We start from the raw sequence: 26,966 nt of genomic DNA, 5'->3' as shown, positions 1-26,966 counted from the left end.
ATGAGGTTAATTTCTTGTTTTATTGTACTTTGCTGTAACAATAGATCGTCAGACTTTTAAAATACCAGCCTGACGGCAGTCAGGTAAGATTTAAGATAAACTAAATTATGCTGATAATCCGATCTTTATTGCAAATACGCCTTTGACTGCAGGTAATCGAAAATTAGTGTTTTACAATCGTTTAAAGGAATATTGTTTTTATACAGGTGTTTTATCTTCTTGTTGTGTTTTAGCTTAACGTTGAAAATCTAATCATCTGATTTATGATTGATTCTTTAATAACAGAAATGCCCGGGTATAGCGAAGGCTGGCTTTTAGCCCTGAGTGGTTGGCAATATTTTCAGCTGGGCCTTATTGTAGTGATTTTTATTGTGGGCTGGTACTTTTCTCGTCCGGGGCAGATAAAAAAAGAAATAACCGACTTTCGAAGGATTTTCTTAATTACTGCATTTTGGGTTTTCCGCGGGATATTTCTGGTTGGACTGGCTTTGTGGGTTTTAGGCGTTTTGGGATTAAACGTGAGTGAATTCTTTGGAACTCCTGTTGTTACTATCGCTCAGGAAGTTCCCATATCACCATTCTTTCTACTGACTCTGGTTGTTGGTGTTTACCTCCTTTTTATTTTTAACAGACTCATTAAGAGGTTGGTGATTAAAGCGGCTGAAAAGTGGCGCTTTGATCGGAATATAGGAAGGCAGTTGCGTAGGTTTGCCATGCTGCTTTTGTTTATTGTTTTGGGAAATGTATGGTTAAAGCTGGCTGGCTCCTTTATGTTGAATATTTTTAACGATCAGCTTTTTTCAGTCAATGATGTGGCCATCACACCTGGTATTCTTGTTTATACTCTTCTTATCTTATACGGTGTTGCCCTTGGAATCCGGCTTATTGAGGTTATTTATACCCGTCATATCCTTTCCAAAGGATTGAATATGGGACAATCTAAAACGGTTTTTCAGCTCTTGAAATATGCATTGTGGGTTGTGGCTATTATTTTACTGCTTGATTCCATCGGCCTTAACATTACAGTCCTGGTTGCCAGTTCCGCCGCGTTGTTGGTCGGGTTGGGATTTGGTATTCAGGGCTTGTTTAATGATTACATTTCCGGGTTAGTTATTCTTTTTGAGGGGCTTATAAAGGTTGGAGACGTAGTGGAAATTGAGTCTGAACTGGTGGGGCGGGTCATGGATGTTGGTTTGCGTACATCAAAAATTCTGACACGTGATAATATAATAATGGTTGTTCCCAATCATAATTTTGTAAGCGACAATGTAATTAACTGGAGCTACAATGAGCGCCGCACGAGGTTTTATGTCGACGTTGGAGTCGCTTATGGGTCAGACGTTAGGTTGGTGGAAAAATTATTAATAGAAAGTGCCATTGAGCAACGAGAGGTAATTGAAAATCCACGGCCTTTTGTGTTATTCAGAGATTTTGGCAATTCATCCCTCGACTTTAGGGTTTACTTTTGGGTTGAGGAAGTTTTTTATGTGGAGATACTTAAAAGTAAAATACGATTCTCCATCGATGATAAATTCAGGCAAAATGGTGTTCAGATTCCTTTCCCTCAGCGAGATCTCCATTTGAAGAGCGGTTGGGAGAAATTAGATCGAAAGGAATAATGAGATGTGTTCATTGTGTTTAAAGCCGAGCCTTTATTTGGTTTTTATTGTTCTTTTGGCGAAGAATGTCTTTTGAGGTTTATTGCCAAACATATTGGACAAAAGCGGAAATAAGTATTATATAGGATTTGATTTGGAATTAGCTTCAAAAGAAAATTAGATATTATTATGAATATAGCTATAAGTGGAATTACCGGTCTGGTAGGAAGTGCACTCTCAGATAGATTGCTAAACAACGGACACTCTGTAGTTGGTCTTGTTCGAGGTGATTTTGAAAAAGGATCTACTCATTTGGCTAGCAAGCTTGAAGACGTGGAGGCTGTAGTTCATTTGGCCGGGGCTCCTATATTAAAGCGTTGGACCAAAAAGTGGAAGAATGTTATACTGACGAGTCGAACGCACACCACCGAAGCACTTGTTACAACAATAAATAGCATGTCCAAACCTCCTTCGGTTTTTATTTCCGCTTCAGCTGTTGGGATTTATGATACTTTTGAAGTGCACGATGAATATTCGACAGAGTATGCTGACGATTTTTTGGGGCAGGTTTGCACTGCCTGGGAGGCGGAAGCTGTAAAAACAAATTCAGATAAAACCCGTCTTGCAATAGCCCGCCTGGGGGTGGTACTTTCAAAACAGGGAGGGGCTTTAAAGCAGATGTTGTTGCCTTTTAGGGCTGGTGTTGGAGGGCGAATTGGGGATGGCCTGCAACCGATGCCCTATATTCATATAAACGACCTTACCAGAGGTTTGGAGTGGATTATTAATCATAATGAATTAAAAGGCATATTTAATCTTGTCGCTCCACAAATGATTTCCAATTCCGAGTTTACTCAGGCTTTGAGTGCAATATTGAATCGGCCTGCCCTGATTCCGGTTCCGGAATTTGCCCTTAAAATCCTATTTGGACAAGCTGCAAAGGTTCTTTCTGAAGGGCAAAAAGTCATCCCGTGCCGCCTTCCTGAAGCCGGGTTTGAGTATGAATTCCCTGATATTCGATTAGCCCTTGCCGATATTGTTAAATAGCCTGACTCATTAAGGGGTTTCACTTTTGATTTGTGGACCTGCTTTAATAAGTGCTTTGCCTTCTGGTGTATCGGTGTATTTTGCAAAGTTTTCGATAAACTTTTCTGCCAGCTTTAGAGCACTTTCTTCCCATTTATCAGGACGTGAATGCGAATTACGGGGGTCTAATATTTCGGGTGCTACATTTTTTAAGGAAGTGGGGGTTTTCAAATTAAATACAGGTACCTCAATGGTTTCAGATTCTTCGATAGAACCGTCTAAAATGTTGTTAATTATGGCTCTTGTGTCTTTTAATGAAATCCTTTTTCCCCTTCCATTCCATCCTGTATTAACAAGGTAGGCTTTGGCACCCGATGCTTTCATTTTATTAAGAAGTTCTTCTGCATATTTAGTGGGGTGTAATGATAAAAATGCCTCCCCAAACCCGGCGGAAAAGGTTGGTGCAGGATCTGTAATACCACGCTCAGTTCCGGCCAGTTTTGCTGTAAATCCCGATAAGAAATGATACTTGGTTTGTTCTTCGTTAAGCTTGGAAACAGGGGGCATTACTCCAAAGGCATCTGCTGTAAGAAAAATGACTGTTTTAGCATGGCCGGCTTTTGAAACAGGTTTTACAATGTTTTTTATGTGATAAATGGGATAAGAAACCCTTGTATTTTCAGTTTTTGAGGCATCCGAGAAATCTATCTTACCATTATTCTCAACCACAACATTTTCCAAAAGGGCATCTCTTTTTATGGCATTGTAGATGTCTGGTTCTGAGTCCTTATTTAGATTGATGGTCTTGGCATAACATCCACCTTCAAAGTTAAAAACGCCATCATCGTCCCATCCATGTTCGTCGTCACCGATAAGGGCCCGGTGAGGATCTGTGGATAAAGTGGTTTTACCCGTTCCCGAAAGGCCAAAAAAAATGGCTGTATCTCCATTCTTTCCGGCATTTGCAGAGCAATGCATTGATGAAATACCCCGTAATGGAAGAAAATAGTTCATTATTGCAAATATGCCTTTTTTCATTTCTCCTCCATACCAGGAACCACCAAGCAGGTGCATCTTTTCGGTAAGATTAAAAACAGTGTAGACTTCGGAGTTTAACCCTTGTTCTTTCCAGTTTGGGTTGGTGGCTTTTGAAGCATTCATGGATACAAAATCAGGTTCGCCAAAGTTTTCTAACTCTTCTTCGGTTGGCCGAATAAACATATTTTTTACAAAATGTGCCTGCCAGGCCACCTCTGTGATGAAACGTACTTTTAAACGACTGTCGCAGTTAGCCCCGCAAAAAGTATCCATTACAAATAGCCGCTTGCCTGAAAGATGTTTGGAAGTAAGTTCTTTCAACTCATTCCAGACTTCCTCCGTAATGGGTTTATTGTCGTTGGGTGATTGTTCCGATGTCCACCAAATGGTATTTTCGGTGGTTTTATCTTTTACAATGAATTTATCTTCTGGAGATCTTCCGGTGAAAATCCCTGTATCGACTGCTACTGCATCTAATTCTGTTAGGATGCCTTTTTCGAGGCCTTTATTATCGGGGTGAGTTTCTTCAAAGAATAAAATCTCGAATGAAGGGTTGTGTAAAATCTCATGAACATTGTTGATCCCATATTTGGATAAATCTGTTTTTTGCATATTTTTTTGGTTGAAAGATTTAATACCCTGTTTGTTGATGCCGATAAGATGGTTTTGTGGAATAATAACAAAAAAGATCAAGAAAGGTTAAATCATTGATTTGTCGGGTTTGATATTTGATAATTAGTGTGTAAGGTGGGGTGTTGTTAATTGTATGCTTTGACTTTGAATTTAAAGTCATTTCTTTTGATTTTTGATGATTTATTTTTAAACAGCGGTTTTTACTTGCATTTTCGGAAAGTGAAAAATGTTATTTTTTCGTGTTTTTTATAAAAAGTCAGTATGCATATTTATGTAGAAGAAACCGTGCAGATTAAACGAATAGGTCTCTTTTCTTTTGATTAGCTATTTTCATAAAATAAAGTGCAAAGATATCCGGGTATGATGTGAAACAGCCTTGCACTTAAAGGTTTATTTTCATGGTTTAATTATTTAATAGTTAGTCAGTAGATCGTTAGATTTTTAGATACAAGATTTAAGACGAACCATATAATACTAATAAACAGGGCTTTAAAGCAATCATGAGCATGATTTCAAAAACTTGATTTATAGCCTCTTACAATCCCGACCCATCGGGATGACGGAGTGTTGTTAGTAATATATGCGTTTTTTTAGCGCTCCCTAAATAATCTTTTTGGGTTTGGCCGAAGACAAAAGAATTGCTTTTTTCATCCAGGCAGATGCATACCAGTTGGGCTGAAAACACAAAAGCCGTCTTAAAGACGGCCTTTGCGAGAGGGAATTATTTTTAGTTTTCCGGAAATAATATCCGGGATAGAGTTATTGGAATGGATTATGATCTGGGATGATATTGTATGATAGTATTCTTTAAGTATTCTTTATCGAGGTGTGTATAAATCTCAGTTGTAATTATAGATTCGTGTCCAAGCATCTCCTGCACAGCTCTGAGGTTAGCTCCACCATCGATCAAGTGAGTGGCAAATGAATGCCGGAAGGTATGAGGGCTAATATTCTTTTCCAGTCCAAGTTTTTTAGTAATGTTTTTGATGATGGTAAAAATCATTACTCTGGATAATTTTTTACCACGTCGGTTGAGGAACAGGATATCCTCATGTTCTGGATGAATTCTCAGATTGCGCCTGTATTCACTCAGATAAAGATTGATCTCTTTAATGGCTTTTGTACTGATTGGTACCAATCGTTCTTTACTGCCTTTGCCCTCAATTTTTACAAACCCTGATTCAAAGAAAAGGTTTGAAATTTTAAGATCGATTAATTCTGAAACTCTTAATCCACAGCTATAAAGCGTTTCCAAAATTGCTTTGTTGCGCTGTCCTTCCGGTTTTTTTGTGTCGACAGCATTAATAATGGTGTCAATTTCTTCAACTGAAAGTATTTCAGGTAGTTTGCGGCCTACTTTCGGGGTTTCCAGCAATGCTGTCGGATCCCGGTCCACTTTTTCTTCAATTAGCAGGTACTTATAGAATGACTTTATGCCACTTATTATTCTTGCCTGAGTTCTTGGGCTAATACCTTTGTCATTAACCCATTGAATCATTTCTTTTAAATGATCCAACTTAACTTTTTCCGGACCTACATCATAGCCATTGTCTTTTAAAAACTGAACCAACTTGACAAGATCTGTGATATAAGCATGAATCGAATTATCAGAAAGTCCTTTCTCGACCTTTAGATAGTTCTTAAATCCCTCAATTTCTTGTTCCCAATTCATGATAAAATGGTTTTTAATTAATTGGTATACAGAGGATTTTTAGTGAATCGAAATCCCTGTTTTGGTAACTCTTGGTTAAAGTTGCAAAAAATTTTTATGTAAATGCAAGTATTTTCTTAAATATTTTGCCTTTTATAATGGAATTGTAATATATTGTTAGAACATGTAAGATTACGTTTTGTTCTACTCTTTTTTAATGATTTATTTACAGTAGTTTAAGAAACAAACACACGGTGCCTTTTTTTATTTTGTATTGTTGTCTTATTTTTGCACCGGTTTTAATCGCAGGTATTTATGAAAATTCTCATTATCAATGGACCAAACCTCAATTTATTGGGGGTTCGTGAGCCGGAAACCTATGGTAGTCAGTCGTTTGATGATTATCTCAATGTTTTGCAGGAAAAATTTTCTCTCGTGGAAATTGATTACTTCCAGTCAAATTCGGAGGGGGATTTGATTGACAAGATTCACGAAGTTGGTTTCTCAGATTACGGAATTGTTTTAAATGCAGGTGCTTTCACTCACACCTCACTGGCTTTGTCTGATGCTATTTCAGCAGTAAAGGTTCCTGTGGTTGAAGTGCATATTTCAAATGTTTTCAAGCGAGAACCAATAAGGCACCATTCCTTTTTAAGTCCTGTTTGTGCAGGTGTCATTTGCGGATTTGGACTGGATTCCTATCGACTTGGGATTGAAGCGTTGTTGAACAATAAGAAAGTTAACAATAAATAATTATATATCTGAAAATTAAGAAATAATGAAGAAGTTCACCAAAATTGTGGCAACAGTTTCGGACCAAAGGTGTGAAGTTGATTTTGTCAGAGGTCTTTTTGAAGCAGGAATGAATGTAGCTCGATGTAATACAGCTCATTTGGATTTTGAGGGTATCAACAGAATTGTTACCAATGTTCGAGCAGTTTCTGATGAGATTGCTATTTTGATCGATACCAAAGGCCCGGAAGTTCGGACAACTGTTGCAGACGCGGATATTGAGCTTAAAACCGGCTCAGAGCTTATGTTGGTTGGTGATCCCGATCATAAGAGTACTGCGGATAAGATTTGTGTTTCTTATCCTCATTTAGCCAACGATGTTTCTGTTGGAAGCCACATCCTCATCGATGATGGCGAGATTGACCTTGAAGTAATTGAAAAAACTGACCAGGGTTTGCGATGCAAAGTAATGAATGATGGTGTTTTGGGAAGCCGCAAGAGTGTTAACGTTCCCGGTGTTCGTATTAACCTTCCTTCTCTTACACAAAGAGATAAAGGGTTTATTAAGTATGCCATTGAAAATGAGGTTGATTTCATCGCCCACTCTTTTGTTCGTAATAAGGAAGATGTTCTCGAAATACAGAAAATCCTTGATGAACAGGACAGCCCTGTAAAGATCATTGCAAAGATTGAAAACCAAGAGGGAGTTGAGAATATTGATGAAATTCTTGAGCATGTTCACGGAGTAATGGTTGCACGAGGAGATCTTGGAATTGAAATTCCACAGGAAAAAATACCCGGACTGCAGCGTAAACTGATTCGTAAATGTGTTGAGGCCAAAAAACCGGTTATTGTTGCTACTCAGATGTTGCATTCAATGATCAAAAATCCTCGTCCAACGCGAGCAGAGGTTACCGATGTTGCGAATGCCATTTATTACCGTACAGATGCCATCATGCTGAGTGGTGAAACAGCTTATGGTGCCTACCCGGTAGAGTCGGTTATGACAATGTCCAGTATTGCCCGTGAGGTTGAAGCTGCAAAAGATAGTCGAAATGATATTCCGGTAGACGAGGTGAAGCAGGATATTACTGCTTATTTGGCCGATACTGCTGTTAAAGCTTCAAAAGAGCTGGATATTAAAACGGTTCTGACAGATAGTTTAACAGGAAAAACAGCCAGATATCTTTCTGCTTTCCGTGGCCACAACCCGGTAGTTGCTCTTTGTTACAATAAGAGAGTGGGCCGTGAGTTAGCATTGTCTTATGGTGTATTTCCTGAATTAACTGAACCCGGAAGCTCTAAAGGAGAAATTTTGAAAAATACTTTGACCCGGATGAAAGATGCAGGTGTTATCAATAATGATCACCTCGTAGCTTATTTGGGCGGAAGCTTCGGTATTGGAGGTGGAACTACCTATCTTGAAATTATGACGGTTGAAGGCCTCTTAAAAAAGAAAAGTCGCTTTGTTGAGAGCGATGACTAGTGTCAAGTCTAGTGTAGAATGCCGGGTAAGCCTCCGCTATTTTTTACCTTGTGCAAAACAACAGAAAAGTAAGCATAGCCGTAGCTTCGTGAGTCTTTTTTTAGAAGCACAAGGTAGAAAGAGCAAGGCTTGGGCCGTCAGACTATGCTTGACTTGACACTAGTGATGTGATAATTTTGGAAGCCCTGCCGCATTAAGGGGAGCAACCCTGCATATGCTTAAAAGGACTTATTGAAAAAAAACACTTTTTTCCAAAATAATTTTTATTTAGTCAACCGCCAATTTTTCAGTTAGTTAAATTGGCGGTTGTTTTTTTAAGAGAAAAATAAAGAAAAAAAAGACAATTTTAAAGGCGATTCCTATTGCAGGATTAAAAAGAACCTCTATCTTTGCAACGCTTTAAAACAAAAGGCACACACAATTTCTGGTCTGGTAGTTCAGTTGGTTAGAATGCCGGCCTGTCACGCCGGAGGTCGCGGGTTCGAGTCCCGTCCAGACCGCCACCAGAAAAAGACATTTACTACCTAATTTGGTCTGGTAGTTCAGTTGGTTAGAATGCCGGCCTGTCACGCCGGAGGTCGCGGGTTCGAGTCCCGTCCAGACCGCAAAAAAGGTTACTGATTATTTTCGGTAACCTTTTTTGTTTTTATAATCTTTAAGCTACTATAATTGGGGTCCACAGAATCATTTAATATTGTTGTGGACTAAGCATAAATTTTAGCCAATCTAAAAAGGAAGAATTTTTTATGGATGCCTGAAAAAGGAAAAATTAACTTTTCCATAATGCCTGACCTGCCAAAAGAATTCGCAATCTTCGAAGTTCTGATCCGGTCCATGTTCAAGAATGAAAATTCCCTTATTTTGCAAGCATCCGGAATTCATGACAGCCTGAGGGATTTCTTTTATTTGGGGTAAGTCAAAAGGTGGATCAGCAAAGATCAGGGTATATTGCCCGGTGTCTCTCAAAAGGTGCTTAAATGCATCTGCTTTTTTTATTTTGATGGCTTTATCCAGTCCAAGCTCTTTTGCTGTGCTTATGATGAATTTAAAATGGGAAAAGTTTTTCTCAACAGAAGTGATGGCTTTGCATCCTCGTGAAGCAAATTCATACGACATGGCACCAGTACCACTGAACAGGTCCAGTACTGTTTGCTCCTCAAAATCAATTATGTTATTCAGAATATTAAACAGGCTCTCCCTGGCCTGATCCGTGGTGGGGCGTGCTTTAAAAGAGGAGGGGGGGGAGAATCTTCTGCCTTTCAGGTTGCCACTAACTATACGCATGAGGCCATACTTAACAGGTTATGAAACTTGTGCCCGGATACTTCTTTAAAAAGGTAGCTGTATTGAAAACCGCCTGGAAGACCTGGTTGTTTGACGTGCTTTATGTATTTGCCCAGCGTTTGTTTTATTTTGTTGAAATCCGGATGAGAACCAATTAGTTGGACTTCAATGCCGGAGGGTGAGAGCTGCAGTTGTTCAAAAACAAAAAGGGTGTAATAAATTAGATCTTCTTCACTGCTAATTTCAAAAGAATTACAAAGCTTCAGATTGTTTTTCTCCAATACTACCAGGTCAAAATACTTCTTCTGCAGGTTTATTATTGCCTGGTTGCGTCCTGCTCCGGGCCTGCTGACAGCAAGACGGGTTTCGGCCATTGGTACGTACTGGTGAAAAAATCGTGGATCCGGGAATTGTCTTCTAAAGAGATCAACCATTTCCTTTGGGGCGGCAAAAATATTCCAGGCGTCTGCCATTTTCATTATGGAATGAACGATCTTTTGCTCAGGGGGCAGCTGATGGGTGAATGAAAGCCATTTTCCGGCCTCTTTTTCCTCGAATAATCCCGATGGCACCAAAGTGGAATAAGGGGAAGGCAGCAAAACAAAAACCTTTTTATACGGAAGGTTTAGTAATTCATTCTGCTCAAATATTTTTTCTGCCAGTACAGGAAGTTCATCGGAGTTTACTTTCCCAAATGAAAAATATTTAAACTGAATGTATTTATTTCTGACAGGATCAAGTGTAGAAAAAGAAAATCCATCCAGATTAACCTGGATGGATAAAAAATATGACGATGTGATGTTCGTATCGTATGTTTCGTCAACTAACCGAAGGTCGGGAACCATATAATAATGATTGAGTTGTTTTATTCCCAGTTACCAGCACTGTTGTTTGCCTCGGTCAAAGAACCAACTTTAAGACCTGGGTATCTTTCGTAAGCTAAATCTTCATCATTAAGGTTGATGATTTGTTGTTCATCAAGTCCTTTAAGGTAAACGTTGTTGTGAACTTTGGCTTCAAAGATAGGAACTTCCACGCCTGATGCTGTTTCAATGGTAGTAGCATCCATTTCAAATTCCTTGTCGTTGGTAAAAGGCACATAGCGCAACGAATCTACGATGTAGTTTTTGCCAAAAAGAGAATCTTTAACAGAAACAAGGGTGGTGTCCCTTTGGATAATTCCCAACTTAAGGGCCTTCAATTCGGTCATCCCTTCCTCAAGCATACTGTCAGTCAAGCGTCCTTCCATTCTGACAAGACTAAGTGAGTCATTTTTGATGAAATTGATCAGGGTGTCAAAGCTGCCTGTAAACTCTTGGTTGATTGATTTGTAGGCTCTTTGTGCTTCACGTATGCCCTCCAGTCGCTCAATAACTTTTTCTTTTCTTTCTTTGTGTGCTTTGTTGAAGCGTACCGGCTTTTGAATGCTTTCTACACACAAATACCCTAAAGCAAGGATGGCAACGGTCAGAATAATCTGGATTGCTGTTTTCATTATTTTTCGGATTTTTGTTTTTGTTTGAAAGCACAAATTTATAAAAAATTTCAAACCTTCATTTCTTTATCTAAAATAATTCATAAATCTTTGCCTGAGTTTTGCCTGAGTTTTTAGGTCGTGCTTTTTACGTATTGAAAAATGGCCTGCTTTTTCTTTTTCAAGTCATTGGCTAATAGGGATTAGAATGAGTTTTGGAGAGAGTGGCTTCTAATATTGATTAAAGCTAAATATGTTACAAGACTTTATTAAAAATAAGATATTAACGGAGCTTGGTTTAACGCCAACGAATTCTCAGAATATAGCTTGTGGAAAAATCGCTGAGTTTCTGGCCGACCAATCGGGAGATGCTGCTTTTGTGATGAAAGGCTATGCAGGAACCGGTAAAACAACCATGGTAAAGTCAGTTATAAGTGTTTTAAAAGAATTTGGTCAGAAAGCAGTGCTGCTTGCACCTACGGGTCGTGCTGCCAAAGTGCTGGGAAACAGGGTGGGACAACCTGCTTATACCATTCATAAAAAGATTTATCGGCAACAGTCCTCTAAAGATGGTTTTGCGGGTTTTAATCTGAATAAAAATCTCCATAAGGATACCTTATTTGTTATAGATGAATCGTCGATGATTGCTAATGATGGGGGAACAGGCATTTTTGGTTCGGGAAGGTTGCTTGATGATGTCCTTAAGTTTATTTACCAGGGGACGAATTGTAAAGTAATGTTTATTGGTGATGATGCCCAGCTTCCACCGGTTGGGATTTCTTTAAGTCCGGCATTGGAGGAAGGGAAGATTGAAGCCTACGGACTGTCTGTCTATTTTGCCTCATTAACAGATGTGGTTCGTCAAAAGGAGGGAAGCGGGATTTTGCATAATGCCACCTTGTTAAGAAACTTGCTGGATGACGAAATGGCAGATTCTTCTATTCCTAAATTTGAGCTGGATGGATTTCCCGATGTTTTTCGCATAACAGGAGCCGAGTTAATTGAAGAACTGGACTATTGTTATAATAACTATGGGCTGGAAGAAACATTGGTTGTAACCCGTACCAACAAAAGGGCAAATCTTTACAATCAGGGAATAAGAAATAGTATTCTTTTCAGGGAAGAGCAATTGGCTGTGGGTGATTATCTCCTGATCATGAAAAACAATTATCACTGGCTTAAAGATCATGAAGAACTTAGTTTTATTGCCAATGGCGATATTGCAGAAGTGGCCAGAATAAACAATTATCAGAGTTTATACGGAAAAGAATTTGCTGATGTTGTTTTAAGATTGGTGGATTACAAGGAGATTGAACTGGATGTAAAAATCATTCTGGACTCCTTAATGGCTAAAGGGGCAGGCCTGACACAGGAAGAGCAGGAAGGTTTTTTTTACGAAGTGATGAAGGATTATCAGAATTTGCCTACATCCAAAAAACAATTTGAGCAAACCAGGGAGAACGACTTTTACAATGCCTTGCAGGTGAAATTTGCATATGCGATGACGTGCCATAAATCCCAGGGTGGCCAGTGGAATGCTGTTTTTGTGGACCTGGGTTATTTTACCGAGGAATATTTATCCCGTGACTTTTTGCGCTGGTTGTATACAGCTTTAACAAGAGCAACTGAACGCTTGTATTTTGTGAACTTTACGGATTCATTTTTTGCATAAAAAAGGGCTCCATAAAATGAAGCCCTAATATATGAAATTGTTGCCATTATTCACTAACACCCAGGTCAGTCATGAGAAGGTCGATCTTTTTCAAGGCTTTGTCGGTAACCCGGTCGAAATCTTCTCTTTTTTCAAGGCTGTCCCGTACTTCGCAATAGAACTTGATTTTAGGCTCAGTCCCAGATGGTCTTACAGATACTTTGGAGCCGTCTTCGGTGAAGAATTGCAATACATTCGAGGTGGTCGGTTTGTCATCAATTTCTGTTTTATTTCCCGAAATTGGATTGGTTGCTTTTAAAGTCTGATAATCCTTAATCAGGTTGACTTTTGATCCACCCAGCTGTTCGGGGGGAGTTTCCCTGAATTTTTTCATCAGGGCTTCAATTTCTTCAGCACCGCTCTTTCCTTTTCTCACAATGTACTTCATCTTTTCCTGGGAGAAGCCATTGGCAATATAGATGTCCAGAAGAAGCTCATAAAGAGATTTGTTCTGATCTTTGGCCCAGGCTGCAATTTCGCTGATCATTACAACTGCTCCCACAGCATCCTTATCGCGAACATAATCCCCTGGCAGGAAGCCATAGCTTTCTTCACCACCACAGATGTACTTTTTCTTGCCTTCAAGGTCTCTGATTATTCCGGCAATCCACTTAAAGCCGGTGTAGGTATCAAAGCATTCAACGCCTGCATTGTCAGCGATAGTCTGAATCAGTTCGGAGGTTACAATTGTTTTCACAGTAAATTCGCTACCTGTAAGTAAGCCTTTGTCTTTCCACTGATTCAGCATATACCAGGTGAGTAGAATGGCAGTTTGGTTTCCATTTACCAAAACAAATTCCCCTTTATCGTCTCTTACTGCAATACCCAGTCGGTCGCCATCCGGATCAGTAGCAATTACCAGATCAGCATCGGTTTCTTCTGCTTTTTGGATGGCCATTTCCAATGCAGCTGGTTCCTCTGGGTTCGGGGAAACGACCGTTGGGAAATCTCCGGAGACTACATCCTGCTCGGGTACATGAATGACGTTTTCAAAGCCCATTCTTTTCAATGCTGCGGGAACCAGTTTTACAGTGGTTCCGTGGATGGGGCTAAAAACGATCTTCAAGTCCTTTTGACGCTTAATTATGTCAGGATTAAAAGAAAGTGAGGCCACTTCCTGAATGAATTTTTCATCCATGGCAGCTCCAAGAATCTCAATTAAATCAGGATCTCCTTCAAACTTGATGTCCTCAACATTGGTGATTTTCTTTACTTCATCGATGATGTTTTTATCATGAGGTCCCAAAATTTGAGCGCCATCGTCCCAATATGCTTTGTAGCCGTTGTATTCTTTTGGATTGTGCGAGGCTGTGAGAATAACACCACTTTGGCATTGCAAATCTCTAATGGCATAAGAGATTTCAGGAGTAGGCCGGAGGTCATCAAACAGGAATGCTTTTATTCCATTGGCCGAAAATATATTGGCTACGGTTTCTGCAAAAAAACGGCTGTTGTTTCGGCAGTCATGGCCTATAACCACTTTTATTTCAGTTAGCCCGGAAAATTCTTTTTTCAGATAATTGGCAAGACCTTGGGTCGCAGTCCCAACGGTGTAACGGTTCATCCGATTGCTTCCAACTCCCATAATGCCGCGAAGCCCTCCTGTTCCAAATTCCAGATCTTTGTAAAATGCATCAATGAGTTCATTCGGATCATTGCTGTTTAGCAATTCTTTCACTTTGGCTTTTGTTTCTTCATCGTACTTGCCATCCAGCCAAAGTTGTGCTTTCTGTTGCACTTGCTCAGGTATGTTTTCCTTTGCCATATTGTAAGGTTTAATTGATTTTTAAATTGTAAGAACCATCTTCAGTTCAATCTGAATAAAGTGCACAAAATTATTAAAAAACAAGGTTTGAATTCTTATATTTTGGTCATTTTATCCAAACATTTAGTCAGGCTTGCCTGCCAATGAGGAATTTTAATCCCGTATGTTTCTTTTATTAAAGCCTTGTCCATTACTGAGTAAAAGGGACGTGGTGCAGGGGTGGGAAACTGATCTGATTCCACCGGGAAAACGGGACAATGAATTCCTGTTTTATCAAAAATGCTGGTCGCAAAATCGAACCAGCTGCAAACTCCTTCGTTGGAAAAATGGTAGATTCCCGGCACAAATTGTTTTTTCCCGTTAATGATTTTCTCTAAAATGGAGATAATAGCGCCTGCAAGATCATCTGCCAATGTTGGAGATCCAATCTGATCATAAACAACATTCAGGTACTCTTTTTCTTTTCCAAGCCGAAGCATGGTTTTTAAAAAATTATTACCAAATCTCGAGTAGAGCCAGGCGGTTCTGATAATCATACTCTCCGGGTTGGCTTTCATTAATTCTTCTTCACCTTTCAGTTTCGATTGTCCATAAACAGATTCCGGGGCTTTGGGACCATCTGGTTTGAGGGGGCGGCAGTGGTTTCCTCCAAAAACGTAATCGGTAGAGATGTGAATAACACGAGTCCCGGTTTTATTGGCTTCCCTGGCTATTAATTTAGGTGCTTCTGCATTTAATTTGAAGGCCAGTTCTTTTTCAGTTTCGGCTTTGTCTACAGCAGTGTAGGCAGCACAGTTTAATATAAAATCAAACTTTTTATCTGAAAAAAAAGTTTGAATGTCTGCAGGTTGCGTAAGGTCCAGGTTTTCAATGGTAGAAAAAGAGAAGGTGGCCCAGTAAATTTCTTGAATTTGCTCATGAAAGGCACTTCCTAACTGTCCGTCACTACCTATGATTAATACTTTTGGCATATTTTATTTAATTTCTGAATATAAAATTATGTTCTGCCTCCTGAAGTGAGGGCAAGGCCTGGTCTTTACCAGAAATAATGGCTTCATGGGGTGATATTTGCCAGTCTATTCCCAAGAAGGGATCATTGAAATTAATGCCTCTCTCAGCCTCTTTGCTGTATAGATTATCGCATTTGTAAGAAAACAAAACTTCATCACTTAAAACTGAAAATCCATGAGCAAAACCTCTTGGAACAAAAAATTGCCTGTGATTTTCATCCGATAACTCTATGGATATATGCTCCCCAAAAGAAGGGGATCCCTGCCTTAGGTCAACAGCTACATCCAATACCTTTCCTTTGAGCACCTGAATGAGTTTTGCCTGTGAGAAGGGGGCAAGCTGATAATGCAGCCCCCTTATAACGCCCCGAACGGACGACGAAACATTGTCCTGAACGAATTTGGAGATAATACCCTGTTTTTTATATTTATCCTCATTGAAAGATTCAAAGAAGTATCCTCTTTGGTCAGCGAATACATCCGGTTCAATGATTACCAGACCGGGGATTTTTGTTTGCAATATCTGCATGCTAATCTAAAGTTGTTGTTTTATGTTTTTTAAATTCTGATCTGCAATTTTCATTAAATACTGTCCGTATTCATTTTTTTTCAAAGGCTCGGCCAATTTAAGCAGTTGCCCTTTATTAATGTATTCCTTCTTATAGGCAATTTCTTCAATACAGGCAATTTTTAATCCCTGGCGTTTTTCAATTGTTGCAATGTAATTTGACGCCTGGAGTAAACTGTCATGTGTTCCAGTATCAAGCCATGCCATTCCGCGGCCCAATAGCTTTGTTTTAAGCCTCCTCTCTTGAAGATAAAGCCTGTTTAGGTCCGTTATTTCCAGTTCTCCTCTTGAACTTGGCTTCAGGGTTTTGGCTTTTTGAACCACATCGGGAGGGTAAAAATATAACCCGGTGACGGCATAGTTGGATTTTGGGTTTTCAGGTTTTTCTTCAATGCTTAAAACGTTGCCATCATCATCAAAATCTGCTACTCCGTATCTTTCGGGGTCATTCACATAATAACCGAATATAACAGCCTGGTCTTCCTCTGCAGATACAGCATTCAGGATATGACTGAATTCGTAACCATAAAAAATGTTGTCACCAAGGATCAGACAAACCGGGTCATTGCCAATAAATTCTTCTCCGATTATAAAGGCTTGCGCCAAACCATCCGGGGAGGGTTGTTCTGCAAATTCAATTGACAATCCCCATTGGTGACCATCTCCAAACAGGCGTTTGTATAAAGGCAGATCTTCTGGAGTAGAAATAATCAGAACGTCCCTGATACCTGACAGCATCAAAACTGAAAGGGGATAATAAATCATCGGTTTGTCGTAAACCGGGATGATTTGTTTGGAAATGCTCTGTGTTGCAGGATACAAACGGGTTCCGGATCCTCCTGCCAGAATGATGCCTTTGTATTGTGCCATCGTTGAAAGATTTAGTCAGATTAAAAGATTAGAAAACATTTGATTAGGCCTCACGACGAAGTAACTCATCAAAATATTCAATAGTCTTTGACAAGCCCTCGTGCAATTGCACTTTGGGTTCCCAGTTGTTTAATTCCTTGCGCGCCAGAGAAATATCCGGCTGACGTTGCGTGGGGTCATCCTCAGGTAGAGGCTCAAATACAATCTTTGATTTTGAACCGGTTATTTCCTTGATTTTTTCAGCCAGTTCGAGCATCGAAAACTCATGAGGATTGCCAACATTAACAGGTCCGTAAAAGTCATCTCTTGAAGCCATCATTCGCTGCATTCCTATAATCAAATCATCCACGTACTGAAAACTGCGCGTTTGTGACCCGTCCCCAAAGATGGTAATGGGCTCATTTTTCAGCGCCTGAACAATAAAGTTTGATACAACCCGACCGTCATTGGCGTTCATCCTGGGTCCGTAAGTATTAAAAATCCGGATAATTTTTATCCGGACGTCATTTTGTCTGTAATAATTTAAAAACAGACTTTCGGCGCATCTTTTGCCTTCATCGTAGCAAGACCTGATTCCAATGGGATTGACATTACCCCAGTAGTCCTCTGTTTGAGGGTGGATAAGGGGATCGCCATAAACCTCGCTGGTGGATGCCTGAAGAATTTTTGCTTTAACCCTTTTTGCTAAGCCTAACATATTAATGGCCCCCATCACCGATGTTTTGATGGTTTTGATGGGATTGTACTGGTAATGGATGGGAGAAGCAGGGCAGGCCAGATTGTATATTTCATCAACCTCGGCAAAATAGGAATGCGTTACATCATGGCGAACCAGCTCAAAGTAGTGGTTGTCCATGAGATGACTGATATTTTCTTTGGATCCTGTGAAATAATTGTCCAGACAAATCACGTCATTGCCCTCTTCAATTAACTTTTCACATAAATGTGATCCGATAAATCCGGCCCCGCCGGTAACAAGTACTCGCTTCATTATCTATCTTCCTTACTGGCACGGCCTATGCCCATATAATCAAATCCGTTTTCATTCATCTCATGCATGTCATAAATGTTACGACCATCGAATACAACTTTAGTCGTCATTAACTTTTTCATGACATTATAATTTGGAATCCGGAATTCCGGCCATTCAGTCAGGAGCAATAAACCATCCGAATCAATTAATACATCATATGGATCTTGGCCATATTCAATATCATTGTTGAATTCTTTTTTTGCCTCATCCATTGCAATGGGATCGTAGGCTTTGATTTTTGCGCCCGCCTCCAAAAGTTCTCTAATGATGATTATGGCAGGAGCTTCTCTCATGTCATCAGTGTGGGGTTTAAAGCTTAATCCCCAAACGGAAAAAGTTTTGCCTTTGACCTCATTTTGGAAATAGTTTTTAACCTTGGCTGCAATGATCCTTTTTTGGTCCTCATTAATGTGTTCAACAGCCTGAAGCAAGCGCAATGGATAGTTGTAGGTGTTGGCTGTGCGAATGATGGCTTTTACGTCTTTTGGAAAGCAGCTTCCACCATACCCGATGCCCGGGTAGATGAATTTATTTCCAATACGGCTGTCGCTTCCAATACCTTTGCGTACCATGTTTACATCAGCACCAACGAGCTCGCAAAGATTAGCAATATCGTTCATAAAGCTGATTTTTGTAGCCAGCATTGAATTTGCGGCGTACTTGGTAAGCTCGGCTGAAGGAATATCCATGAAGAGAATGGGGTGATTGTTGAGCAGGAAAGGTTTATACAGACGGCGAATCACCTTTTCAGCTTCTTCTGAATCGGTTCCCACTACTATGCGATCGGGTTTAAGAAAATCGTCTATTGCGTTACCTTCTTTCAGGAATTCAGGGTTTGAGGCAACATTAAATGGAACGTCAACGCCACGGGCTTCAATTTCGCCTTTTACAGCAGCCCTCACTTTTTCAGCGGTTCCAATGGGAACAGTGCTTTTTGTTACTACAACAATACTATGATTTATGTTCTTTCCAACCTCCCTGGCAACAGCCAACACATGGCTTAGGTCGGCACTTCCATCTTCTCCCGGAGGTGTTCCTACAGCAATAAATATAACTTCAGCCTGATCCAGGCTTTCTTTCAGGTTGGTGGTAAAATGGAGTCTTCCTTTATCAACATTATTTTTAATCATTGTCTCCAGTCCGGGCTCATAAATTGGGACAATGCCTTTTTTTAAGTTGGAAATTTTCTTTTCGTCAATGTCAACACAAGTAACATTGACGCCTGTATCAGCAAAACAAGTACCGGTAACAAGTCCTACATAACCTGTTCCAACAATAGAAATTTTCATAAGTCTTAATTTTTTATAATATCATTTTGAACTTTTCGGGTTCTTGCATTTAACTAATGTACCCAAAATATCCATGCATGATCTTTTTGGATTCTTTTATTTTTGAAATTATGAGCTTCAAAAATATGAAAATTATTTGGGAGGTGTGAAATTTACTTTAAAACTAGGGCGAAATATCTTTTAATTCCAAAAGGTTACTGTATTGTAAGAGTGAAATAGGTTTTTTTAAGAATTAAAAATCAATGTGGTATAGATAATATCAATCGAATTGGAAATTGCTGGAAGAAACGGACTGTTCACTGCTTGACATTAGAGAGGGAAACTTTTATATTTATCACGACATCTTAAAAGCGAGAAAATTAGAAGAATCTTCTTGTTTTGTTGGAAAAGTTCCTATTTTTGCAGCGATTTTTTAACAATATAATGTCTAACCAATAGATTTTGCGAGGTTTAATTAATGGCAGAATTAGAAAACGAAAATTTGCAGGAGCAAGAAAATTCTACTCCTGAAACAAACGGAAAAGCTGAGGAAACAAAGCCTCAGGTTGAAACTGTTGAGACAGCCAATGCTGATTTTGACTGGGACAAGTTTGAAAATGGCGATCTTGTAGAAGAAGCCAAAGGTTCCGAAAAGGAAGAGCTTGAACAGCTTTACGACAAAACTTTGTCTACCATCTCTGAGAAAGAGGTGATTGAAGGAAAAGTAATTGCGATGAACAAGCGTGAGGTTGTAATCAACATTGGTTTCAAATCTGATGGTATTGTTAGCCGCAACGAGTTTCGTTACAATCCCGACCTTAAGGTAGGTGACAAGGTTGAAGTTTATGTGGAAAGCCAGGAAGACAAAAAGGGTCAGTTGGTTCTTTCTCACAAAAAAGCTCGTGCCCTTCGTTCCTGGGATCGTGTTAACGAAGCCCTCGAGAAAGACGAAGTTATCAAAGGATACATCAAGTGTCGTACCAAAGGTGGTATGATTGTAGATGTATTTGGCATTGAAGCTTTCCTTCCAGGTTCACAAATTGATGTGAAGCCTATTCGTGACTACGATATGTACGTGGGTAAAACCATGGAATTTAAAGTAGTTAAGATCAATCCCGAATTCAAAAACGTTGTTGTTTCTCACAAAGCTCTTATTGAAGCTGAACTGGAACAGCAAAAGAAAGAAATTATCTCCAAATTGGAGAAAGGTCAGGTTCTCGAAGGAACTGTCAAGAACATTACCTCTTATGGTGTGTTTATCGACCTTGGTGGTGTTGACGGACTTATTCACATTACCGATCTTTCATGGGGACGTGTTTCTCACCCGGAAGAAATTGTGCAGCTTGACCAGAAACTTAATGTTGTTATTCTTGACTTCGATGATGAGAAAAAACGCATTGCTCTTGGTCTGAAACAGCTTACTGCACATCCATGGGATTCACTCGACGCTGAACTGAAAGTAGGTGATGTAGTGAAAGGCAAAGTGGTTGTTATGGCTGACTATGGTGCATTTGTTGAAATTGCACCTGGAGTTGAGGGACTTATTCACGTTTCAGAAATGTCATGGTCTCAGCACTTGCGTAGTGCACAAGACTTCCTGAAAGTGGGTGACGAAGTTGAAGCTCAGATTTTGACTCTGGATCGCGAAGAGCGTAAGATGTCTCTGGGTATGAAGCAACTCAAGCCGGATCCATGGGATAATATCGAAGAAAAATATCCTGTTGGCAGCAAACATAAAGCAAAAGTCAGGAATTTTACTAACTTTGGAGTATTCGTTGAAATCGAAGAAGGTATTGACGGTTTGATTCATATTTCGGATCTTTCATGGACGAAGAAAGTGAAGCATCCGGCCGAGTTTACTACTGTAGGTGAAGATATCGAAGTAGTAGTTCTCGACATCGATAAAGAAAATCGTCGTTTGAGCCTTGGTCATAAGCAATTGGAAGAAAATCCATGGGATGTGTTTGAAACCATCTTTACTGTGGATTCAATTCATGAAGGTACCATCGTTGATGTATTCGACAAAGGTGCCGTAATTGCTCTTCCATACGGTGTTGAAGGTTTTGCTACTCCTCGTCACCTGGTGAAAGAGGATGGTAGCCAGGCCAAAGGTGATGAGAAGTTGCCATTCAAGGTAATCGAGTTCAACAAAGGTGCTAAACGAATCATTCTTTCCCACTCACGTGTGTTTGAGGATGAGAAGCGTTCTGAAGAGCAAACGGCTAAGAAATCACAAGCCAAAAATACCAAGAAAGGTGTTAAGAAGCTCAAAGACAGCCTCGAAAAAACCACTCTTGGCGATATCTCAGAATTGGCAGCTTTGAAGAATCAGATGGAAGCCACTGAAAAGGATTCCGACGACAAAGATTCCAAAGAGAAAAACGAAGAATAGTTTTATTAAAGGGGTGACAATATATGGATTTTAAAATTGATAAGATCGATGACTTTATGGTGGTGAAAGTGTTAAAGGAAAAACTTGACACCAATGTAGCTCCCAATCTTAAGTCTGAAATAGTTTTGCTCTCCGGCAACGGTGAGAAGAATATTCTTCTCGATTTGAGTAAATGTAATTATTGCGATTCATCAGGATTAAGTTCCATACTTGTCGCCAACCGGTTGTGTAAAAATGCCGATGGAACGTTTGTGATCTCCGGATTACAACCTGCAGTTGAGCGTTTGATAGCCGTTTCTCAGTTAGATACAGTGCTTAATATTGCACCAAATACTGATGATGGGATTCAAATGATGAGACAAGCTATCGGGAAAAAATAATTAGTGCTTATGGGATTTTCTGTCACAGTTCTTGGCAGTAACTCAGCACTTCCCACATCCGAAAGGAATCCAACCGCCCAGGTGCTTGAAGCATCCGGGCGGTTTTTTTTGATTGATTGTGGAGAAGGAACGCAGATGCAGTTACGCAGAAACAGAGTTCATTTTGGGCGAATAAATCACATCTTTATTTCTCATTTACATGGCGATCATGTCTTTGGACTGCCCGGGTTAATTTCTACCTTTGGTTTGCTGGGGCGCACAAAGGATTTACATATTTATGCCATTTCAGACCTTGAAAAGTTACTCACACCCCTTATTGATTATTTTAATCGCGACCTTCCATTTAAAGTGGTTTACCATCCTTTTATTGCCGAACGGGACGAATTGATCTATCAGGATAACTTATTGGAGATAAAAACAATTCCTCTGAAACATCGAGTTCCTACCGTTGGTTTTTTATTCAGAGAAAAGTGCAAATTAAGAAAAATAAATAAGCAGGCTTGTGATTTTTATGATGTTCCGGTAAAATGGCTTCACCGAATTAAAGAGGGAGAAGATTTTGTTTCGGAAAATGGAACTGTGATTGAGAATATGAAGTTAACTCTCAATCCCCCGCCATCTGTGTCTTATGCTTTTTGTACTGATACCAGAGTGCATGATGGCCTGATTAGGGCTGTTGAGGGGGTAGATATGCTTTATCATGAAGCCACTTTTTTAAAAGATCAAACAGAATTGGCTGTAAGAACCTTTCACAGTACTGCAGAGCAAGCTGCCCGCGTTGCTAATGAAGCAAACGTGGGGAAATTATTATTGGGCCATTTTTCTTCTCGTTATCGAGATCTTACTCCATTTTTGGATGAGGCGCGGGACATTTTCCCAAATTCCTTTCTTGCCCGGGAGGGGGATTCCTTTGATGTTTAGGAAAGTTATCTCTTAATTGCTATATAACCCAAATCATAAAAAACCATTCACTAACAATTGATACAGGAGTTAAATTTTTGCTTTTCAGGCCACCGAGATTGGTCAATTGTGACCAATTAGAGCCACAGGTCGTTTTCTTCTGCCTGATTGCCTTTTGCCTGTGGGCTACTTTTATCTATAGAAGAAAGAGATATAATGTTTTTAAAAGATATTCCATGAACCACTTACCAATTAAGGGCAAAAATACGTACATTCTCTTTATATTTGCATTGGTTTTTAATTCAATAATACTCATTGTCAATGCAGGAAAAAATTCTCATCCTAGATTTTGGATCTCAGTACACTCAGTTGATTGCCAGACGTGTTCGTGAACTTAATGTTTATTGCGAAATACATCCTTTTAATAAATATCCCGGGTTGGATGAAACTGTAAAAGGTGTAATTCTTTCAGGAAGTCCTTTTAGTGTAAGGGATAAAAACGCCCCGGTTCCCGATTTAAGTAAAATTAAAGGAAAACTACCTTTGCTTGGTGTCTGCTACGGAGCGCAGTATTTGGCTCAAAATTACGGAGGCTTAGTGGAGGCTTCTGATTCGCGAGAATACGGAAGAGCCAATATGAAATACATTGATCATGAAAGTGAACTGTTTCGTGAAATTGAAGTGGATAGCCAGGTATGGATGTCTCATGGAGATACAATCATGAAACTTCCGGAGGATTTTCGTATTATCGGGAGTACTTCTGACGTAGAAGTGGCAGCCTATCAAATAGAGGAAGAAACCACATTTGGCATTCAATTTCATCCTGAGGTTTATCATACTACCCAGGGACTTCAGATTCTTAATAATTTTGTGGTTGATGTTTGTGGGTGTAGACGTGACTGGACACCAGCCTCCTTTGTTGAAGAAACTGTTGAGGGTTTGAAAAAACAACTCGGAGATGATAAAGTTGTTCTTGGTTTATCAGGAGGTGTTGACAGTTCAGTAGCCGCCATGTTGCTTCATAAGGCTATCGGAACTCAATTAACTTGTATCTTTGTAGACAATGGGTTGCTGAGGAAGCATGAGTATGAAAATGTGCTTGACTCCTATAAACATATGGGATTGAATGTTATAGGTGTTGATGCAAAAGATCTTTTCCTTGGTGAATTAAATGGTGTTTCCGATCCGGAGAAGAAAAGAAAAATAATAGGCCGCGTTTTTATTGAGGTTTTTGACTCTGAAGCAAAAAAGATTCCTGGTGTGAAGTGGCTTGCTCAAGGAACTATTTATCCTGATGTGATTGAATCAGTATCCGTGAACGGGCCTTCAGCAACCATCAAGTCTCACCACAATGTGGGCGGGCTTCCGGAAAAAATGCATCTTAAAGTTGTGGAACCACTTAAGTTATTATTTAAGGATGAGGTTCGAAGGGTAGGGCATGAAATGAAAATCTCACCTACTATATTGGGGCGTCACCCATTTCCGGGGCCTGGTTTGGCAATTAGAATTCTTGGAGAAATTACTCCCGAGAAAGTTGCATTGCTTCAGGAAGTTGACCATATTTTTATCGAAGGCCTTCGCAAACATGATCTGTACGATCAGGTTTGGCAGGCCGGGGCAATGTTGTTGCCTGTACAGTCAGTTGGAGTAATGGGCGATGAACGAACTTACGAAAGTGTTGTTTCTCTTAGAGCAGTTACTTCTACTGACGGAATGACTGCCGACTGGGTTCATCTTCCTTATGAGTTTTTAGGAAAAATATCCAGTGAGATTATAAATCGGGTACGCGGTGTGAACAGAGTGGTCTACGATATTAGCTCAAAACCACCTGCAACCATCGAGTGGGAATAATAATAAGTCTCTCACACCAAATGTCTCACATGAGGAATAAATGCAGTTTTATGCGATTTTTAATATTAATAGCTTTTGTTTTGGTTATTGCCCGGCCATCCATTGGGCAAACCAAGGATCCTGAAGTTGATAAACTCAGGCTTGCATGGCAACTGATCTCCACGTTTTATGTAGATAGCGTTGATAATCATAAAATGGCCGAAGAAGCCATTATGGGCATGCTTGAAAGGCTGGATCCACACTCAGTTTATATTCCTGAGGAAGAAGTTCAGGCAATGAACGAACCTTTGGATGGAAATTTTGAAGGAGTGGGGATTGAGTTCATGATATTAAAGGATACTTTAACGGTAGTTTCAACTATCTCCGGGGGACCCTCTGAAAAAGTAGGGTTGATGGCAGGAGACCGCATCGTGAGTATTGATGGAGAGAAAGTGGCCGGAATTGGCCTCTCTAACAGTGATGTATTTGATTTATTGAGAGGACCAAAAGGAACAGAGGTGAGAATGACCGTTCTGCGAAACCGAAAGAAACTGGACTTTGTTGTTGAGAGAGATGAGATCCCGATTTTTAGTCTGGAAGCCTCGTATCTGATGACCCCAAAGACCGGGTACATTAAGATTTCGAGATTTGCCCAGAGTACTCATCAAGAATTTACAGAAGCCCTATTGCAATTAAAAGACCAAAATATTGAGAATTTGGTTTTAGATCTGAGGGGAAATGGCGGAGGATATTTGAAAGCTGCGCTTGATATTGCTGATGAATTTATAGGGGGCCAACGGATGCTTCTTTATACCGATGGTTTAGCTATTCCCAGATCTGAATATGATTCAGGTCCGGGAGATTTATGGGAAGAAGGAAAACTTGCGATTCTGATTGATGAAGGTTCAGCTTCAGCAAGTGAAATTGTGGCCGGTGCGGTTCAAGACTGGGATAGAGGTTTGATTATTGGCCGTCGGAGCTTTGGTAAAGGCTTGGTTCAACGTCCATTTTCTTTGCCTGATGGGTCGGAAATCAGACTTACAATTGCCAAATACTATACTCCGTCAGGTCGCTGTATCCAAAAACCATATGAAGATGGTTTGAAAGAATATCACCGAGAAATATATGAACGCTTTCAGCATGGTGAAATGATGCATTCAGACAGTGTTCATTTGCCTGATAGCCTCGTGTTTTCAACATTGGTTAAGGAGCGAAAAGTATTTGGTGGCGGAGGCATTGTGCCCGATGTATTTGTTCCACTTGACACCGGTAATTATACCGATTATTACCGGGACCTTGTTGCTTCAGGATCAGTGAACAGACTGGTTATGGATAAGCTCGACGAATACCGTGATCAATGGAATGCAGAATATCTTGCTTTTTCCGAATTTTACGAACAATTTGAAATTCCTGAAGAGTTTATTTCAGAACTGGTTGAAAGGGGCGATAGTACCGGAATAGCCTATAAAGAAAAACAATTGGAAATATCCCTGGACTGGCTGAAGCTTCAAATGAAGGCTCTTATCGCAAGAAATTTATGGAGTACCAGTGAGTATTATCAGACCCTTAATCCTGCAATCCCTCTTTTTCAAAAAGTGAAGCGTGTAATCAACAACGACGATTTATACTCAGAAGTTTTTGAAAATGGTAATTGACTGGTTGGTACAACACTGGATGGAGTTGGCCGGAACTTTTTTTGCCCTTGTTTATCTTTATTTATCTGTTAAAGAGAATATTTGGCTTTGGGTGACCGGCTTCCTGACTTCTTTACTTTATTTAATCGTCTTTTTTCAGGAAAGGCTATATGCCGATATGGGGCTCCAGGTGTACTACCTTTTAATAAGTATATATGGTTGGTTTGCCTGGAAGTGGGGCCGCGATAAAAGTGGGAAGCGGAAAATGCCCATTAGAAAAACAAGTTTAAGGCTGGCTGTAAAACTTGTTGGCGTAAGCATAATTATTTATGCTGTAGTTGTTTGGGCATTGCTTAAGCTTCCGGAAATAATAAATATTCCGGCATCTGATCTTCCTTACTGGGATGCCTTTACTACCACTGGGGGTATAGTTGCTACCTGGATGTTGGCCGGAAAGTTTATTGAACACTGGCTTATTTGGATCATAGTGGATCTGGTGAGCAGTGGTATGTATTTATACAAAGGACTGGAAATTACCGTTATTTTATATCTTGTGTATACAGTGGTAGCTGCATTGGGCTTTTGGGAGTGGTTGAAGAATATGAAATACCGGGACAAGTCGCTTTAGATATAAGTCTTCCCTTTTTTGCCTGATATTGGAAAAAGAAACGGGTATCTTCAGT

At 39.8% G+C, this 26,966-nt stretch carries 22 protein-coding genes and 2 tRNA genes; 13 read left to right on the top strand and 11 right to left on the bottom strand.

Annotated elements, in window-relative coordinates; genetic code table 11:
* The first annotated feature begins 263 nt into the window (after nt 1-263).
* Nucleotides 264-1,619 (top strand): mechanosensitive ion channel family protein, encoded by a 1,356-nt coding sequence (locus DDZ16_RS14685; protein WP_109265241.1) that lies wholly within the window; start codon nt 264-266, stop codon nt 1,617-1,619.
* A gap of 168 nt (nt 1,620-1,787) precedes the next feature.
* Entirely contained in the window at nt 1,788-2,645 is an 858-nt protein-coding gene (locus DDZ16_RS14680) for a TIGR01777 family oxidoreductase (protein WP_109265240.1), read from the top strand.
* A gap of 9 nt (nt 2,646-2,654) precedes the next feature.
* Here the strand turns inward: DDZ16_RS14680 and pckA are convergent, their stop codons facing one another.
* Both pckA and xerD read right to left on the bottom strand, forming a co-directional pair.
* Complete coding sequence (gene pckA / locus DDZ16_RS14675; RefSeq protein ID WP_109265239.1) at nt 2,655-4,274, bottom strand: phosphoenolpyruvate carboxykinase (ATP); 1,620 nt, start codon at nt 4,272-4,274, stop codon at nt 2,655-2,657.
* A 793-nt stretch (nt 4,275-5,067) separates the two neighbouring features.
* A complete protein-coding gene (gene xerD / locus DDZ16_RS14670) occupies nt 5,068-5,967 on the bottom strand; it encodes a site-specific tyrosine recombinase XerD (RefSeq protein ID WP_109265238.1) in 900 nt (299 codons plus the stop codon).
* A gap of 294 nt (nt 5,968-6,261) precedes the next feature.
* Here xerD and aroQ point away from each other — a divergent pair, with 294 nt between their 5' ends.
* The 4 genes from aroQ to DDZ16_RS14650 all read left to right on the top strand — a co-directional run bounded on the left by aroQ (nt 6,262) and on the right by DDZ16_RS14650 (nt 8,769).
* Nucleotides 6,262-6,699 carry a type II 3-dehydroquinate dehydratase gene (aroQ, locus tag DDZ16_RS14665; RefSeq protein WP_109265237.1) on the top strand — a complete coding sequence of 146 codons (438 nt, stop codon included), beginning with the start codon at nt 6,262-6,264 and terminating at the stop codon, nt 6,697-6,699.
* Nucleotides 6,700-6,724: 25 nt separating this feature from the next.
* Nucleotides 6,725-8,164, top strand: a complete 1,440-nt coding sequence (gene pyk, locus DDZ16_RS14660; RefSeq protein WP_109265236.1) for a pyruvate kinase — start codon at nt 6,725-6,727, stop codon at nt 8,162-8,164.
* Nucleotides 8,165-8,590: 426 nt separating this feature from the next.
* Nucleotides 8,591-8,667 (top strand) — tRNA-Asp (locus DDZ16_RS14655).
* Between the two features lie 28 nt (nt 8,668-8,695).
* Nucleotides 8,696-8,769, top strand: a tRNA-Asp gene (locus tag DDZ16_RS14650).
* 139 nt (nt 8,770-8,908) lie between these two features.
* On the opposite strand, the gene DDZ16_RS14645 is transcribed toward DDZ16_RS14650, so the two are convergent.
* Genes DDZ16_RS14645 through DDZ16_RS20765 form a run of 3 tightly spaced genes read right to left on the bottom strand, consistent with a single transcriptional unit; the run spans nt 8,909 to nt 10,943 of the window.
* A complete protein-coding gene (locus DDZ16_RS14645) occupies nt 8,909-9,448 on the bottom strand; it encodes an RsmD family RNA methyltransferase (RefSeq protein ID WP_109265235.1) in 540 nt (179 codons plus the stop codon).
* Entirely contained in the window at nt 9,439-10,293 is an 855-nt protein-coding gene (locus DDZ16_RS14640; protein WP_109265234.1) for a DUF3822 family protein, read from the bottom strand. Before DDZ16_RS14640 ends, DDZ16_RS14645 begins: the two co-directional genes overlap by 10 nt.
* Nucleotides 10,294-10,313: 20 nt before the next feature.
* Nucleotides 10,314-10,943, bottom strand: coding sequence for a hypothetical protein (locus DDZ16_RS20765; RefSeq protein WP_158275681.1), 630 nt, complete (start codon nt 10,941-10,943; stop codon nt 10,314-10,316).
* A 232-nt stretch (nt 10,944-11,175) separates the two neighbouring features.
* Here DDZ16_RS20765 and DDZ16_RS14630 point away from each other — a divergent pair, with 232 nt between their 5' ends.
* Nucleotides 11,176-12,594, top strand: a complete 1,419-nt coding sequence (locus DDZ16_RS14630) for an ATP-dependent DNA helicase (RefSeq protein WP_109265233.1) — start codon at nt 11,176-11,178, stop codon at nt 12,592-12,594.
* A gap of 46 nt (nt 12,595-12,640) precedes the next feature.
* Here the strand turns inward: DDZ16_RS14630 and DDZ16_RS14625 are convergent, their stop codons facing one another.
* From DDZ16_RS14625 to DDZ16_RS14600, 6 genes are all read right to left on the bottom strand, one after another.
* Complete coding sequence (locus DDZ16_RS14625) at nt 12,641-14,398, bottom strand: phospho-sugar mutase (RefSeq protein ID WP_109265232.1); 1,758 nt, start codon at nt 14,396-14,398, stop codon at nt 12,641-12,643.
* Nucleotides 14,399-14,493: 95 nt separating this feature from the next.
* Nucleotides 14,494-15,369 carry a dTDP-4-dehydrorhamnose reductase gene (gene rfbD, locus DDZ16_RS14620; RefSeq protein ID WP_109265231.1) on the bottom strand — a complete coding sequence of 292 codons (876 nt, stop codon included), beginning with the start codon at nt 15,367-15,369 and terminating at the stop codon, nt 14,494-14,496.
* 7 nt (nt 15,370-15,376) lie between these two features.
* Nucleotides 15,377-15,937, bottom strand: coding sequence for a dTDP-4-dehydrorhamnose 3,5-epimerase (gene rfbC, locus DDZ16_RS14615; RefSeq protein ID WP_109265230.1), 561 nt, complete (start codon nt 15,935-15,937; stop codon nt 15,377-15,379).
* A gap of 6 nt (nt 15,938-15,943) precedes the next feature.
* Nucleotides 15,944-16,846 carry a glucose-1-phosphate thymidylyltransferase RfbA gene (rfbA, locus tag DDZ16_RS14610; RefSeq protein WP_109265229.1) on the bottom strand — a complete coding sequence of 301 codons (903 nt, stop codon included), beginning with the start codon at nt 16,844-16,846 and terminating at the stop codon, nt 15,944-15,946.
* Between the two features lie 43 nt (nt 16,847-16,889).
* A complete protein-coding gene (locus DDZ16_RS14605) occupies nt 16,890-17,837 on the bottom strand; it encodes a UDP-glucuronic acid decarboxylase family protein (RefSeq protein WP_109265228.1) in 948 nt (315 codons plus the stop codon).
* Nucleotides 17,837-19,168 carry a UDP-glucose dehydrogenase family protein gene (locus DDZ16_RS14600; protein ID WP_109265227.1) on the bottom strand — a complete coding sequence of 444 codons (1,332 nt, stop codon included), beginning with the start codon at nt 19,166-19,168 and terminating at the stop codon, nt 17,837-17,839. The genes DDZ16_RS14605 and DDZ16_RS14600 overlap by 1 nt, the downstream gene beginning before the upstream one ends.
* A 457-nt stretch (nt 19,169-19,625) precedes the next feature.
* On the opposite strand from DDZ16_RS14600, the gene rpsA reads away from it, so the two are divergent.
* From rpsA to pnuC, 6 genes are all read left to right on the top strand, one after another.
* Nucleotides 19,626-21,539 carry a 30S ribosomal protein S1 gene (rpsA, locus tag DDZ16_RS14595; RefSeq protein WP_109265226.1) on the top strand — a complete coding sequence of 638 codons (1,914 nt, stop codon included), beginning with the start codon at nt 19,626-19,628 and terminating at the stop codon, nt 21,537-21,539.
* A gap of 23 nt (nt 21,540-21,562) precedes the next feature.
* Complete coding sequence (locus tag DDZ16_RS14590; RefSeq protein WP_109265225.1) at nt 21,563-21,919, top strand: STAS domain-containing protein; 357 nt, start codon at nt 21,563-21,565, stop codon at nt 21,917-21,919.
* A 9-nt stretch (nt 21,920-21,928) separates the two neighbouring features.
* Complete coding sequence (locus DDZ16_RS14585; RefSeq protein WP_109265224.1) at nt 21,929-22,840, top strand: ribonuclease Z; 912 nt, start codon at nt 21,929-21,931, stop codon at nt 22,838-22,840.
* Nucleotides 22,841-23,140: 300 nt separating this feature from the next.
* Nucleotides 23,141-24,670, top strand: a complete 1,530-nt coding sequence (gene guaA, locus DDZ16_RS14580; protein WP_109265223.1) for a glutamine-hydrolyzing GMP synthase — start codon at nt 23,141-23,143, stop codon at nt 24,668-24,670.
* A gap of 50 nt (nt 24,671-24,720) precedes the next feature.
* Nucleotides 24,721-26,304, top strand: coding sequence for a S41 family peptidase (locus tag DDZ16_RS14575; RefSeq protein ID WP_109265222.1), 1,584 nt, complete (start codon nt 24,721-24,723; stop codon nt 26,302-26,304).
* A complete protein-coding gene (gene pnuC, locus DDZ16_RS14570; protein ID WP_109265221.1) occupies nt 26,294-26,911 on the top strand; it encodes a nicotinamide riboside transporter PnuC in 618 nt (205 codons plus the stop codon). The genes DDZ16_RS14575 and pnuC overlap by 11 nt, the downstream gene beginning before the upstream one ends.
* The last annotated feature ends 55 nt before the right edge of the window (nt 26,912-26,966 follow it).

The sequence above is a fragment of the Marinilabilia rubra genome, from assembly GCF_003121985.1.
GTDB classification, from domain to species: Bacteria; Bacteroidota; Bacteroidia; order Bacteroidales; family Marinilabiliaceae; genus Marinilabilia; species Marinilabilia rubra.
Note: the sequence above shows the minus strand (reverse complement) of the source record. Positions and strands in the feature narration are given on the sequence as shown.

Bases quoted from the DNA above. Each gene is read 5' to 3' on its own strand.
- aroQ (WP_109265237.1), top strand. From the start codon at position 6,262: ATGAAAATTCTCATTATCAATGGACCAAACCTCAATTTATTGGGGGTT.
- rpsA (WP_109265226.1), top strand. From the start codon at position 19,626: ATGGCAGAATTAGAAAACGAAAATTTGCAGGAGCAAGAAAATTCTACT.
- DDZ16_RS14590 (WP_109265225.1), top strand. From the start codon at position 21,563: ATGGATTTTAAAATTGATAAGATCGATGACTTTATGGTGGTGAAAGTG.
- DDZ16_RS14680 (WP_109265240.1), top strand. From the start codon at position 1,788: ATGAATATAGCTATAAGTGGAATTACCGGTCTGGTAGGAAGTGCACTC.
- pckA (WP_109265239.1), bottom strand. From the start codon at position 4,274: ATGCAAAAAACAGATTTATCCAAATATGGGATCAACAATGTTCATGAG.
- DDZ16_RS14625 (WP_109265232.1), bottom strand. From the start codon at position 14,398: ATGGCAAAGGAAAACATACCTGAGCAAGTGCAACAGAAAGCACAACTT.
- rfbC (WP_109265230.1), bottom strand. From the start codon at position 15,937: ATGCAGATATTGCAAACAAAAATCCCCGGTCTGGTAATCATTGAACCG.
- guaA (WP_109265223.1), top strand. From the start codon at position 23,141: ATGCAGGAAAAAATTCTCATCCTAGATTTTGGATCTCAGTACACTCAG.
- xerD (WP_109265238.1), bottom strand. From the start codon at position 5,967: ATGAATTGGGAACAAGAAATTGAGGGATTTAAGAACTATCTAAAGGTC.
- pyk (WP_109265236.1), top strand. From the start codon at position 6,725: ATGAAGAAGTTCACCAAAATTGTGGCAACAGTTTCGGACCAAAGGTGT.
- DDZ16_RS14600 (WP_109265227.1), bottom strand. From the start codon at position 19,168: ATGAAAATTTCTATTGTTGGAACAGGTTATGTAGGACTTGTTACCGGT.
- DDZ16_RS20765 (WP_158275681.1), bottom strand. From the start codon at position 10,943: ATGAAAACAGCAATCCAGATTATTCTGACCGTTGCCATCCTTGCTTTA.
- DDZ16_RS14685 (WP_109265241.1), top strand. From the start codon at position 264: ATGATTGATTCTTTAATAACAGAAATGCCCGGGTATAGCGAAGGCTGG.
- DDZ16_RS14605 (WP_109265228.1), bottom strand. From the start codon at position 17,837: ATGAAGCGAGTACTTGTTACCGGCGGGGCCGGATTTATCGGATCACAT.
- DDZ16_RS14640 (WP_109265234.1), bottom strand. From the start codon at position 10,293: ATGGTTCCCGACCTTCGGTTAGTTGACGAAACATACGATACGAACATC.
- DDZ16_RS14630 (WP_109265233.1), top strand. From the start codon at position 11,176: ATGTTACAAGACTTTATTAAAAATAAGATATTAACGGAGCTTGGTTTA.
- DDZ16_RS14585 (WP_109265224.1), top strand. From the start codon at position 21,929: ATGGGATTTTCTGTCACAGTTCTTGGCAGTAACTCAGCACTTCCCACA.
- DDZ16_RS14575 (WP_109265222.1), top strand. From the start codon at position 24,721: ATGCGATTTTTAATATTAATAGCTTTTGTTTTGGTTATTGCCCGGCCA.
- pnuC (WP_109265221.1), top strand. From the start codon at position 26,294: ATGGTAATTGACTGGTTGGTACAACACTGGATGGAGTTGGCCGGAACT.
- DDZ16_RS14645 (WP_109265235.1), bottom strand. From the start codon at position 9,448: ATGCGTATAGTTAGTGGCAACCTGAAAGGCAGAAGATTCTCCCCCCCC.
- rfbA (WP_109265229.1), bottom strand. From the start codon at position 16,846: ATGGCACAATACAAAGGCATCATTCTGGCAGGAGGATCCGGAACCCGT.
- rfbD (WP_109265231.1), bottom strand. From the start codon at position 15,369: ATGCCAAAAGTATTAATCATAGGTAGTGACGGACAGTTAGGAAGTGCC.